Origin of the sequence: Paenibacillus tuaregi (genome assembly GCF_900086655.1) — a bacterium.
GTDB lineage: Bacteria > Bacillota > Bacilli > Paenibacillales > Paenibacillaceae > Fontibacillus > Fontibacillus tuaregi.
This window is the reverse complement of sequence record NZ_LT575476.1, coordinates 5329298-5340826: the sequence shown is the minus strand read 5'-3', so window position 1 is coordinate 5340826 and position 11529 is coordinate 5329298. Positions and strand designations below refer to the sequence as shown.

General features: G+C 46.0%; 15 protein-coding genes. 12 read left to right on the top strand and 3 right to left on the bottom strand.

Annotated features, from left to right (window positions below; all coding sequences use genetic code 11):
* Positions 1-73: 73 nt before the first annotated feature.
* Complete coding sequence (locus tag BN6628_RS24025) at positions 74-451, bottom strand: winged helix-turn-helix transcriptional regulator (protein ID WP_068621302.1); 378 nt, start codon at positions 449-451, stop codon at positions 74-76.
* 125 nt (positions 452-576) lie between these two features.
* On the opposite strand from BN6628_RS24025, the gene BN6628_RS24020 reads away from it, so the two are divergent.
* Complete coding sequence (locus BN6628_RS24020; protein ID WP_068621301.1) at positions 577-1620, top strand: zinc-binding alcohol dehydrogenase family protein; 1044 nt, start codon at positions 577-579, stop codon at positions 1618-1620.
* A 144-nt stretch (positions 1621-1764) separates the two neighbouring features.
* Entirely contained in the window at positions 1765-2967 is a 1203-nt protein-coding gene (locus tag BN6628_RS24015; protein ID WP_068621299.1) for a macrolide family glycosyltransferase, read from the top strand.
* 16 nt (positions 2968-2983) lie between these two features.
* On the opposite strand, the gene BN6628_RS24010 is transcribed toward BN6628_RS24015, so the two are convergent.
* Both BN6628_RS24010 and BN6628_RS24005 read right to left on the bottom strand, forming a co-directional pair.
* On the bottom strand, positions 2984-4144 hold the full coding sequence (locus tag BN6628_RS24010; RefSeq protein ID WP_068621297.1) for an MFS transporter: 1161 nt from the start codon (positions 4142-4144) through the stop codon (positions 2984-2986).
* A gap of 74 nt (positions 4145-4218) precedes the next feature.
* A complete protein-coding gene (locus BN6628_RS24005) occupies positions 4219-4530 on the bottom strand; it encodes an ArsR/SmtB family transcription factor (RefSeq protein ID WP_068622620.1) in 312 nt (103 codons plus the stop codon).
* A 147-nt stretch (positions 4531-4677) separates the two neighbouring features.
* On the opposite strand from BN6628_RS24005, the gene BN6628_RS24000 reads away from it, so the two are divergent.
* The 10 genes from BN6628_RS24000 (at position 4678) to BN6628_RS23955 (ending at position 11498) form a co-directional block, all read left to right on the top strand.
* A complete protein-coding gene (locus tag BN6628_RS24000; protein ID WP_082927046.1) occupies positions 4678-6063 on the top strand; it encodes an MATE family efflux transporter in 1386 nt (461 codons plus the stop codon).
* A 158-nt stretch (positions 6064-6221) separates the two neighbouring features.
* A complete protein-coding gene (locus tag BN6628_RS23995; protein WP_068621293.1) occupies positions 6222-7070 on the top strand; it encodes an ABC transporter ATP-binding protein in 849 nt (282 codons plus the stop codon).
* Positions 7070-7720 carry an ABC-2 transporter permease gene (locus tag BN6628_RS23990; protein WP_068621291.1) on the top strand — a complete coding sequence of 217 codons (651 nt, stop codon included), beginning with the start codon at positions 7070-7072 and terminating at the stop codon, positions 7718-7720. Before BN6628_RS23995 ends, BN6628_RS23990 begins: the two co-directional genes overlap by 1 nt.
* Complete coding sequence (locus tag BN6628_RS23985; protein ID WP_068621289.1) at positions 7720-8085, top strand: GntR family transcriptional regulator; 366 nt, start codon at positions 7720-7722, stop codon at positions 8083-8085. Before BN6628_RS23990 ends, BN6628_RS23985 begins: the two co-directional genes overlap by 1 nt.
* A 247-nt stretch (positions 8086-8332) precedes the next feature.
* On the top strand, positions 8333-8677 hold the full coding sequence (locus BN6628_RS23980) for a zinc ribbon domain-containing protein YjdM (protein WP_068621287.1): 345 nt from the start codon (positions 8333-8335) through the stop codon (positions 8675-8677).
* A 209-nt stretch (positions 8678-8886) separates the two neighbouring features.
* The gene (locus BN6628_RS23975) at positions 8887-9393 is read left to right on the top strand and encodes a MerR family transcriptional regulator (protein ID WP_068621285.1); all 507 of its coding nucleotides are present in this window, start codon (positions 8887-8889) and stop codon (positions 9391-9393) included.
* Complete coding sequence (locus BN6628_RS23970) at positions 9390-9821, top strand: SRPBCC family protein (protein WP_068621283.1); 432 nt, start codon at positions 9390-9392, stop codon at positions 9819-9821. The genes BN6628_RS23975 and BN6628_RS23970 overlap by 4 nt, the downstream gene beginning before the upstream one ends.
* A gap of 14 nt (positions 9822-9835) precedes the next feature.
* The gene (locus BN6628_RS23965; protein WP_068621281.1) at positions 9836-10282 is read left to right on the top strand and encodes an SRPBCC family protein; all 447 of its coding nucleotides are present in this window, start codon (positions 9836-9838) and stop codon (positions 10280-10282) included.
* A gap of 140 nt (positions 10283-10422) precedes the next feature.
* Positions 10423-11040 carry a TetR/AcrR family transcriptional regulator gene (locus BN6628_RS23960; protein WP_068621278.1) on the top strand — a complete coding sequence of 206 codons (618 nt, stop codon included), beginning with the start codon at positions 10423-10425 and terminating at the stop codon, positions 11038-11040.
* Complete coding sequence (locus BN6628_RS23955) at positions 11037-11498, top strand: DUF2269 family protein (protein ID WP_068621276.1); 462 nt, start codon at positions 11037-11039, stop codon at positions 11496-11498. The genes BN6628_RS23960 and BN6628_RS23955 overlap by 4 nt, the downstream gene beginning before the upstream one ends.
* Positions 11499-11529 lie beyond the last annotated feature (31 nt).

Genomic DNA, 11529 nt, shown 5'->3' with positions numbered 1-11529 from the left:
GTTGTAACCTTTCATTCCTCGAAATCGGAGAGGTCATCCCAAAAGGGATGGCCTTTTCTATTTCGTGTTCGGGTTAATCTTCCTCCTCTTGTACCGTCCGATTTTCATTAAGCCGCTCTTTATAAGACTCCCCCCATGCTTTCATGGAGGTTATGACCGGTTTCAAGGTCCTTCCGAAATCAGTAAGGGAGTATTCCACTCTTGGCGGAACCTCTTTAAATACTTCACGATGGATGATGCCATCACGCTCAAGCTCTCTTAATTGCAATGTGAGCATAAACTGCGTAATTCCCGGATTAAGGCGCCGGAATTCATTGAATCTTTTGGTTCCTTCCAAGAGCTGATAGAGAAGGATCCCCTTCCACTTACCCCCAATAACATCCAGCGTTGTTTCGACCGGACATGCTTGCATATCCGGATTTACTCCATATTTGTTTCTTCGGTCGCCCATCAGCTGATCCCCCCAATGGTTTGATTTTTCATACTATACCATAAAAATCTGCGTACTTACTTAAAGTAATTGAATTGATTAAAATGCAACTGTACAACAATACCTGTTTGAGAGGAAGATTACCTATGAATACACACCAAAAGATGAAAGCAGTCGGCGCTTACCGATACCTCCCAATATCCAATCCAGAAAGCCTTATTGATCTTCATCTGGATAAGCCAAACCCTACTGGCCGCGATTTGCTTGTCCGTGTAAAAGCAATCTCTGTCAACCCTGCAGACGTAGGCGTTCGCGAAAAGCATAACTACGAAGCCGAATCACCGAAAATTCTTGGTTGGGATGCCGCTGGAATTGTAGAACAAGTTGGTCCAGACTGCCAATTGTTTAAACCTGGGGACAAGATCTTTTATGCGGGGAGTGTATCTCGGCCAGGCAGTAACAGTGAATTTCACTTGGTTGATGAACGAATTGCAGGAAATATGCCAAGCAGCTTGGATTTCGCTGCCGCCGCCGCATTACCTCTTACCTCGATTACTGCATGGGAGGGCCTATTTGATCGTTTAGGAATTAGCTTACACGCTAATGAAAACAAAAACATACTGATTATCGGTGCAGCTGGAGGAGTAGGATCGATCGCTATTCAACTTGCCAAATTAGCAGGATTGACTGTCATTGGTACGGCTTCTCGTCCAGAGTCCATTCAATGGGTCAAAAGCTTAGGTGCTGATTTTATCATAAATCACAATGAGCCTTTTCAACCCCAGCTCAAAGAGGTTGGTATGGATACTGTAGATTATATCTTTTGCTTGAATGATACAGTTCAACATCTTGAAAATATGGCAGAGGTTATTGTTCCACAAGGGAAAATTTGCTCTATCGTACCTACAAACAAGGAGACCTGGGCGGGGAGCTTGAAAATGGACTTGTTGTTTTCTAAAAGTGTAACGTTTGTTTGGGAGTTCATGTTTACACGGTCCTTGTATCATACCAAAGATATGATCAAACAACACGAATTGCTGAATGAACTGGCAAACCTTATCGATGATGGAAAAATAAAAACTACACTAACTGAACGACTAGAACCCATCAATGCAGCAAACCTGCGTTTGGCGCATGAGAAGTTGGAAACGGGACGGACCATTGGAAAAATTGTTTTAGAAAACTTTTGATACTATGAAGAGCCATCCGGAATGGATGGCCTTTTCTTTGATTAATTTTCTATAATTGAATGTCACATCGATCGAGAATATTCTCTGCTTTTGGAGGGATTTCATATAGACTAGATTATAACGATATCCTAAGGAGTGATAGAAATGGCGCGTGTTTTATTTATTAATGCAGGGTCAGAGGGACATATCAATCCAACGATTGGGGTTGTGCAGGAGCTTGTTGCGCGTGGAGAAGAGGTCGTGTACTTCTGCATCGAAGCTTATCGGGAGAAGATTGAGAAGACAGGGGCTACGGTTCGGACGTTTGACGATCAGAAATTTATCAAGGCCTTTATCTCAGGCGGAAGAACATATTTACTCGAAAGAGTTAACGGTCTTCTCCTCACGGCTGATATCGTCATACCTAGCGTGCTTGAACAGATCAAGGACGAGCATTTTGATTACATCATCCATGACTCCATGTTTGGTTGTGGACGTTTGATTGCGGGGATTCTTAAGCTGCCGGCAGTTAATTCGTGCACTTCTTTTGCCCAGACCCAAGTGTCATTCGAGCAAATTGTGGAGCAGTCTTTTACAGGGGCCCTTTCAGAAGCAGTTGAATCCATACAAGATAAATATCAGAATCTTACCGCTAAGGTGAAGGAGAGTTATGGCATAGAGATTTATTCTCCTTACGAAGTGTTCTGTAATCCAGCACCACTTAACCTCGTATATACAATAAAGGATTTCCAGCCAGACGGAGCAGTCTTCGACCAGAGTTATAAATTCGTAGGTCCGTCTATCTCCTCACGGTTAACTCAAAACAGCTTCGACTTTTCAGCAATCAAGGGGACCAGCCTCATTTACATCTCACTGGGTACGGTTTTTAATCAAGCCGTAGATTTCTATAATCTTTGTTTTGAAGCACTTGGAAACACGGAACATACGGTTGTCATGTCGATTGGGAATCATGTCCAAATTTCAGATTTGGGGGAAGTCCCTAACAACTTTATTGTAAAAAACTACGTTCCGCAAACCCATGTCCTACAGCACGCTAAATTGTTTGTTACCCATGGCGGAATGAACAGTACCCATGAGGGTCTCTACAACGGGGTACCGCTCATTGTCCTTCCGCAGAGCGCGGACCAGCCGATGATTGCCGGGCAAGTGGCTCGCATTGGAGCGGGCCTGACCTTACAAATGCACAGCTTAACTGCAAATGAGCTGCGCGGTGCGGTGGATCATGTGTTAAGCCACTCATCTTTCAAGCAGGCCGCCGCAAAGATGAGGGAATCTCTGCAGCAATCGGGCGGCTATAAGCAGGCTGTTGATGAGATTTTCGCATTCAAAAGCCAATATCATATCTAGTTTCATCATACCCCAACTAACTGAGCTGCCGACTCTTGCCTAAAATCTTCACCATGATTAACAGGCAAGCCAGCAGTGCAAACATAATGCCGCACCAGATGAGCTGATGGGTGCCCAATTGGGAAATAAACCAGCCGCCGATTGAGGTCCCTATCGTAATGCCTACATTGGAAAAGGAGACAAACAGGCTGTTGCCGAATTCAGGGGCTTCTCTCGCTTCAGTCATAAGCAGGGCTTGACTGACAATAAGCCCCCCGGAATGCACAGCCCCCCAAATGAATATGCAGATCACCATCGGCAGGAAATAAGGGCCGAGATAATAAATGCATAAGTAAATGAGCGCATACACCAAAGGAAACAGGAAAATCGTTTTTGTCATGTTCTTGTGCAGAAAGTTCCCGAATAGAAAGTTCCCGGCAATCATGGTGATGCCAAAGGCCATCAGCATCATGCTAATCCATGACCCGTTCATATGGGTGACTTGCCCAAGATACTCGGCAAAATAACTGTATACAGAGAACATAGCCGCAAAGACGATAACAACAGTCACGATGGTTAACCATAATTGAGGCCTGCGTAAGATACCGAGCTGCTTTCCGAAGGACATTTTGTCCTTAACAGGCATGGAAGGCAGCCAGATCAGTATGCCCAAGAAGGCAATCATGCTGACAACAGCACCAAACAGGAAGGCCGCTTCCAGTGAAATTTTCTCGGCGAGGTAAGAAGTTAACGGCACGCCAAAGGCGAATCCGACGGTTATTCCGGCAAACACCTTAGTGACGGCCTTGCTGCTCTTGTCAGGAGGAACAAGGCTGGCTGCGGTCACAAGAGCAATAGAGAAGAAGACAGGATGTACAATAGCTGGGATAACCCGGAAAGCTAGCATGACTTCAAACTTGGTTGTATACGCATAGACTATATTAGAGATAGCAAAAATAAGAACAGCGGCTAATAGAATGACTTTACGATTCATGCCGGAAGCGAGTAAGGTCAGGAACGGGCCTGAAAGGGCAACGATCAGAGCAAATATACTCACAAGATACCCGGCCTGCGAGGGTGAGATATGGAATTTCTGAGTGACTTGAGGAAGAACACCGATGATGCCCATTTCCGTTGTAATAATACCAAATACACCTAAGGCCAGAAAAAGGATAAGTGAAGAGCGAATCTTAGTCACAAAAATAAAATCCTCCATGTATATTCATATATAGAAATCTAGATATGTAGAGCGAAAAAAAACCTCCTTCCCGGTTATAGTTTATTTTGAACATATTCGGAAAACTGCTGAATGGTCTGTTCGTTTCGCCGATAGTACGTCCATTTACCGATTCGCTCAGATTCCAATAAACCAGCTTTTTGCATGGTGGCCAAATAGCTTGAGATAACAGACTGGGCAAGTCCCGCCTTGGCCTGTATATCCCCGACGCATACGCCAATGCGAAAGTTAAGTCCTTGCTGCAAGTAGAGCTTTTCATCAAAAAATTGCTCCGGATTCTTCAGCCACTCCATGATTTGACAACGTATCTCGTTAGACAAAGCTTTATAAATCAGTAAAGGTTCCATACCCACTATTATATCTATTTTTATAGATATGTAAATACGTGTGTGTCTTGGCTTAGCCAGATTATTATCTACGCCATAGACGTATTTACCTGAAGGAGCTACACTAGGGTAAGCAAATAGAAATAGGTATATAGGAGCATGTACAACGTGACCATAACAGATCATATTCCATCTTGGAAAAAACTTAGTCTTTTTGCCGTTACCTGGCCAATCTTCATCGACTCCGTGCTTCGGATGATGCTGGGTACGGTGGACGTATTTATGTTAAGCCGCATATCCGACAAGACGACGGGGGCGGTAGGGCTGGCCAACGAAATTATTTTCTTCTGCATTCTGATGTTCGGATTTGTCGGAATCGGTACCAGCGTTGCGGTGTCCCAGTATATCGGTGCGGGGCGGGAGAAGGAAGCGAGCCGCATTTCGGCGCTGGCTATTACGATTAACCTGATCTTTGGGATAATTGTCAGCATTGTACTCGTCAGCTTTGGAGAGCCTCTTCTCACGCTGATGAACCTAAGTCCTGAACAAATTGGAATCGCAAGTCATTATTTGAAAATCATTGGTGGGTTTATCTGGATCGAGGCGCTATCCTACGCGGTTTCGTCTGTGATCCGGTCAAGTGGGCATACCAAAAGTGTCATGTTTGTGACTCTAGGTGTGAATGTGATCCACATGACAGGGAACTATCTGCTCATCTTCGGGAATCTGGGCTTTCCACAATGGGGCGTTACGGGGGCGGCCATATCAACGGTCGTAAGCCGGTTGCTTGGCATTGTCGTTCTGTTCGTGATCCTGTACCGCCGGATTCCTGCGCCGATTCGCCGTAAGGATTACGTGACCTGGAACGGTTCCTATGTGAAGCAGATTATGAGCGTTGGCCTGCCGGCTGCGGGCGAGCATCTCTCTTGGCAGTCGCAGTACCTCATGATTATGAGCTTTGTTAATATGATTGGCCTCACGGCGTTGAACACCCATGTCTACGTCATGAATGTATCGAACTACTTCATGGCGCTTGCGATGGCGATCGGTGCGGGTACGGAGATCATTGTTGGCCAAATGGTTGGTGCCGGGGAGATGAAGGCGGCATACCAGAGACTGATGAAGAGCGTCAGGATCAGCTTTGTGCTGACGCTGGTCATTGTCGGCACGGCTGCGATATTCCGGCATGAAATGATTGGCATGTTCACGAAGGACCCTGATATTATTGCCGCCGGGGCGGGGATTTTTCTGCTATCTATCGTGCTTGAGCCTGGCCGGACCTTTAACATTGTCATTATCAATTCGCTGCGCGCCGCTGGGGATGCGCGTTTTCCCGTCTTGATGGGTGTGCTCTCGATGTGGGGTGTCTCCGTGCCACTGGCTTATTTCCTGGGCGTTCATTTGGAGATCGGGCTGCTTGGCGTATGGATCGCTTTTGCAGTGGACGAATGGCTGCGCGGGATCATTATGCTGCTTCGCTGGAGAAGCCGGGCCTGGGAGAAGAAGGCGCTTGTAAAACCGGTGTCTACTGTAGAAACCGCCATTGGGGCATAGGGTTAAAGGTTACACTTCGTAAAAGTTGATTTAAAGAGCATCCTTTCCTGTAAATCAGGCAGGGGTGCTCTTTTAATATTTTATCAGGGCCTTGAATTAATCCATCTCGGATGTTATATTGTGCATATACGATATACACAATTATGAGGAGGCCCTTTATGCTGGCACTAGACATTAAGAATTTAAATAAGAGCTACCCTACTTTTCAGTTGAAGGATGTATCGTTTCAATTGGGACAGGGTTATATTATGGGATTTATCGGTGCCAATGGCGCAGGGAAAACAACCACAATCAAGTCGATGCTGAATATGATTCAACCGGATAGTGGTGAGGTGCATATTTTGGGCAGAAACATTGCCGAGCACGAAACCGGATTGAAGCAGGAAATCGGATACGCACTTGGTGGCTTTGATTTCTACAGCCGAAGCAAGATAAAGAAGCTGACCAGTGTGGTTAAGGGGTTCTATACCAACTGGGATGATGAAACCTATTACAGCTATTTGAGAAGATTCAAATTGGATGAGAATAAGAAAATTACGGAGCTGTCAACGGGAATGAAAGTGAAGTATAACCTGGCTCTTGCCTTGTCTCATGGTTCAAAGCTAATTATCCTGGATGAACCGACAAGCGGGCTGGACCCGATTGCAAGGGATGAATTACTGGATATTTTCCAGAACCTTGTAGTCGATGGCGAGATCAGCATCCTGTTCTCTACGCATATTACGTCTGACTTGGAGAAGTGCGCAGACTATATTACCTTTATCGATAACGGACAAATTATCAACAGCTGTGAGAAAGAGGAATTTGTTGAGTCTTACCGGTTACTGAATGGTGCAGAAAGTCAGCTGAATCAGGTCAAGGAACAGTTGATTTCCTACAAAAAGAACTCATTTGGCTTTACAGGGTTGATCCACGCTCAAGACTATGATCCGTCTTCAGATATTAAAGCAGCCACACCGAGCCTTGAGGAAATCATGATTTATTTTGCGAAAAAGGAGAGTATCTAATGCATAATTTAGTGATGAAGGATTTAAAATTAGGGGTAAGTCCTCTGTTTTTTTTCATGCCTCTGCTGGGTGCGTTAATGCTTGTGCCTGGGTGGTTATATTTTATTGTCATTCTGTATTTTTGTTGGATAACCGTACCGAATATGTTTGGAGGCTTCAAAGCGCAGAACGATTTGCTCTTTACGGCCATGATGCCTGTAACCAAAAGGGATATTGTAAAAGCACGGGTGACCGTTGTTGTTATTCTGGAATTATTGCACATGGTGGTTGCCATGATTTTTGGCATGATAAGCCTGCGCTTGTATCCGGGTTTTAAATACATCTTTTTCGCGCCCCATTTGGGCTTCTGGGGACTTTGCTTTGTTATGCTGGGTATCTTTAATCTGATCTTTATACCGATGTATTACAAGACAGCGTATAAATTTGGTGGGGCGATGCTGGCATCTGTTACGGCTGCTATGCTTTTTGCCGGTATTGCGCAGTGGCTGGGAATCCAGAATTCTTACGTATACGACTTGTTTAATGGCGCGGGCGCTGAGAACATGGGACTTCAAGCATCTATCTTGATTGCAGGAATCGTTATATTTACAATATTTACGATGGTTGCTAACCAGATTGCAGTTAAACGATTTCTAAAAGTGGAGATATAATGAACATAGCGATTTCGAGCACATCTGAAAAACCGATCTATCAGCAGCTCTTCGAGCAAATTAGTGCTCAGATTCTGAAAGGTGAGTTGGAAAGCGGTTATTGCCTGCCGCCAATCCGGCAAGCAGCCTTGGAGCTGCGTGTGAGCATCATCACCGTGAAGAAGGCCTGGGAGGAACTCGAACGCAGTGGTTTGATCCATACAATAACGGGTAAAGGGTGTTTTGTAGCCGAATTCTCATCAGAGGAGAAGCTGCGGCTGCGCAACGAAATGATCCTAAAGCAAATGGCTGGCGACACTTCATACTACAAATCGTTTGGGCTTACCTTAGATGAAGTTATTGAGCTGTTAAAAAAGATATATTGAGCCCAGCTGACGGCACAAGTTATCTGGGAACTCAAACAAGTCAGCTAATGGGGGGAGTGCTGTCCCCCATATTTCCAAGCAACAACCGTTTTCGGCCTTTGAGCCGAGGGCGGTTGTTTTTTTATGTATAGGAAGCGCCCAGATTGCTTGGCATATGCGTTATTTAGGAATTTACGTTATTATGGCTTCGTTATGTTATTATGAAAGCTAGCAAATACATAAAAGACCCAAGGGAGAGCATCTATACATGTCCAGTTTGCCAAATTGTCCAAAGTGTAATTCCGTTTATACCTATGAAGATGGAAATCAATTGATCTGCCCCGAATGTGCCCATGAGTGGAGACCGGACTTAGAAGAAGCTGAATATAGGGAGGAGAAACAGATTGTTAAAGATGCAAATGGAAATGCTCTAAACGACGGTGATTCTGTAACCGTGGTAAAAGATCTCAAAGTTAAAGGAAGTTCCTCCGTCTTGAAAATCGGAACAAAAGTAAAAAATATAAGATTGGTTGAGGGAGATCATAACATTGATTGTAAAATTGATGGCTTTGGAGCCATGCAATTGAAATCGGAATATGTTAAGAAGGCATAAAGCTGAGGGCTTGATAAGTCTGAATTAAGGACTTTTCGAGCCTTTTTTTATTTAAGAGTCTGGCGAACGGAATAGCAATGAGCCGGTTCTCCAAACGGCGCACTTCATAAAACATCTGGCTAATTAAAAAATCTACTTGTACCTTACGTAACGTCATCTTTTATACTTATGCTACCGGTAAATAGTTAGCGCTAACGAAGGAGTTCCTTATGAAACAACACTGGAAGGTGGGCGACCTTGCCAAATTGACAGGGCTCACCGTGCGAACTTTGCGATTCTACGATCAGATCGGTCTGTTCTCCCCGTCCGGGCAGACGGAAGGCGGTCACAGGCTGTACAATGAATCCGATTTGTCGCGCCTGCAGCAGATATTATCGTTGAAGGAGCTGGGCTTATCCCTTGATGAGATTAAGTCTGTTCTGAATGGCGACCAGATCAGCCCGCTTGAGATCGTCAACCTGCAGATCGCCCGGATCAAGGAACAAATCCATCAGCAGCAAAAGCTCCTGGAACAACTTCAGTATGTATCCAAGTCGATGCAGGGACAAGATCAACTCACCGCTCAAGACTTCACTGAGCTCCTACAAGCGATGAGGAAGAGTCATGACAAGCTGGTTATTGAGCGCCAGATGAGCTGGGAACGCCATCTGGGCGCGCTGGGAGAATTTCTGATCAAGGCACAGGAAGAGTTGGAATTTAAGGAGGACGAAACGTGACTGAACGATTTGTTAAACACGCCACATTTGTAGTGGAGCGCACCTACGCGGCATCGCTTGCAGCAGTATACCAAGCTTGGGCCGATCCGGCTGCCAAAGCCAAGTGGTTCTCCAAGCCCGATATTCTTGACTTCCGGGTTGGAGGACGTGAATACAGCCGCGGGGGTCCACCTGAGGGACCGGTCTTTACCTTTGACGCTTGCTACCAGGAGATTGTGCCGGAGCAGCGCATCGTCTATAGCTACACCTTGGATTCGGATGAGACGCGAATCTCCGCTTCCCTTACAACCATTGAGCTAATCCCGGTGCAGAGCGGCACGAAGCTGGTTTTCACCGAGCAGGGGGCGTTCTTCGACGGGCACGATACACCGGAAATACGCGAGCATGGCACGAACGAGATGCTTGATGCATTAGGCAAAACACTCTAAGGGGGTATCTTTAAATGGCGGCTATCATAGGTAACAATGAGCTTATCTCTTCGCGCGAGTTCGATTATCCACGTGAGCGGGTCTTTGAAGCCTGGACGGACCCTGACCAGCTGGCTCGTTGGTGGGGGCCGAACGGCTTCAGCAATACATTTCACGAGTTCGACTTGAGGCCGGGCGGCACGTGGCGGCTTACGATGCACGGACCTGATGGGACAGACTATGCGAACCATAATAGGTTTGAGGAGATCGTGCCGCCCGAGCGTATTGTGATCCGGCATTTGCCCGGTCATGAATTTCAGCTGACGGCCATCTTCGAGGAGCTGGACAACGGCCGGACAAGAATGACGTTCCGCCAGCTATTTATGGACGCTGCCGATTTCGAGCAATCGAAGAAGATGTGCGCCGAAGCCAATGAGCAGAACCTTGACCGGCTGAACGCCGTGCTGATGAATGAAGGATAACTCCATAGCACATAAATGAAACGTAGAAACCCGGCACATGTGCCGGGTTTAAATATAAGGCGGGTCACTATTTACAAACCGATGGTCGGTATTTATAATGAAGCTATAGAATTTAATCCAACGAGCGAGGGGTGACGAGGTTGAAACAAGAGGAGCGCAGGCAGCAGACGATTAGACGGCTGATGGATACAACCAAGGAATTAATAAAGGAAATGGGCTGCCATTCTATCCGGATGCAGGACATTGTGGATAGGTCCGGGCTGTCCAAGGGGGCAATTTTTCACTATGTTAAGAGTAAAAATGAGATTTTCGTTTGGGTGCTGCAGGAGCGCCTTGAAGAAACCAACGATAGCTTTATGAATGAGATTGATCAAGGACGCCGGACTTTTGACGCTCCGATGCAGAAGATTAAAGAGAGCATCATGGCTTACGAGAATCCGGATGACGCAACGAATCAAGTTCTGCTGTACCTGCTTGGCAAAGAAGAAGATCCTATGGTTGCGGAAGCACTCAAGCAGTATTATGACCGGTCTGTATATTTATCCAGGATGTGGATTGAATCGGGGCAGAAGCATGGAGTAATCCCTGAAACAGTCCAAGCGGAGAGAACGGCGGATATGTTCACGCTGATGACCCTTGGATTAAGAATCCGCTCAAGCATTCCGCAGGCCCGGGCCATTTTTAAAGCTCAGGATTTATCGGAGTTTATAAGCGGCATTTTAAATCAAGGCAGTGCAGGGAGAGGTGAAGGAATATGAATGTGTGGCTAATCCTGCACCTGATTGGGGTGTTATTGATGGCTGGAAATATCATTACAGCGGCATTCTGGAAGACCCGCGCTGATCTGACGGGGGAACCGCTGGTTATCCACTATGCGGCCAAGAATGTCATGATGGCTGATTATGCTTTTACCATTCCGGGTCTCGTGCTGATCATTGCCTCGGGCAGTGTAATGGCGGGTGAATCAGGTGTCTCTCTCATCGGAATCAACTGGCTTACCGTGTCCTTGATTTTACTCGCGGTGACCGGATTCATCTGGCTGGTCATTCTCATCCCGCTGCAGCGTAAAATGATCCGAATTAGTGCTGATTGTGTAGAGAAGGGCATGATCTCTCCAGTATACCGCCGTGCTTCCCGCAGCTGGGCTATTTACGGCACCGCCGCTACTTTACTGCCCATCGTGATCCTTTATTTGATGGTGATGAAGGGTTTCTAAATGGTGCATGCTCTCTAAAATCAATTCATAA

Coding starts and splice junctions, on each gene's coding strand:
- BN6628_RS24025 (WP_068621302.1), bottom strand. CDS start 451: ATGGGCGACCGAAGAAACAAATATGGAGTAAATCCGGATATGCAAGCA.
- BN6628_RS24020 (WP_068621301.1), top strand. CDS start 577: ATGAATACACACCAAAAGATGAAAGCAGTCGGCGCTTACCGATACCTC.
- BN6628_RS24015 (WP_068621299.1), top strand. CDS start 1,765: ATGGCGCGTGTTTTATTTATTAATGCAGGGTCAGAGGGACATATCAAT.
- BN6628_RS24005 (WP_068622620.1), bottom strand. CDS start 4,530: ATGGAACCTTTACTGATTTATAAAGCTTTGTCTAACGAGATACGTTGT.
- BN6628_RS23995 (WP_068621293.1), top strand. CDS start 6,222: ATGCTGGCACTAGACATTAAGAATTTAAATAAGAGCTACCCTACTTTT.
- BN6628_RS23990 (WP_068621291.1), top strand. CDS start 7,070: ATGCATAATTTAGTGATGAAGGATTTAAAATTAGGGGTAAGTCCTCTG.
- BN6628_RS23985 (WP_068621289.1), top strand. CDS start 7,720: ATGAACATAGCGATTTCGAGCACATCTGAAAAACCGATCTATCAGCAG.
- BN6628_RS23980 (WP_068621287.1), top strand. CDS start 8,333: ATGTCCAGTTTGCCAAATTGTCCAAAGTGTAATTCCGTTTATACCTAT.
- BN6628_RS23975 (WP_068621285.1), top strand. CDS start 8,887: ATGAAACAACACTGGAAGGTGGGCGACCTTGCCAAATTGACAGGGCTC.
- BN6628_RS23965 (WP_068621281.1), top strand. CDS start 9,836: ATGGCGGCTATCATAGGTAACAATGAGCTTATCTCTTCGCGCGAGTTC.
- BN6628_RS23955 (WP_068621276.1), top strand. CDS start 11,037: ATGAATGTGTGGCTAATCCTGCACCTGATTGGGGTGTTATTGATGGCT.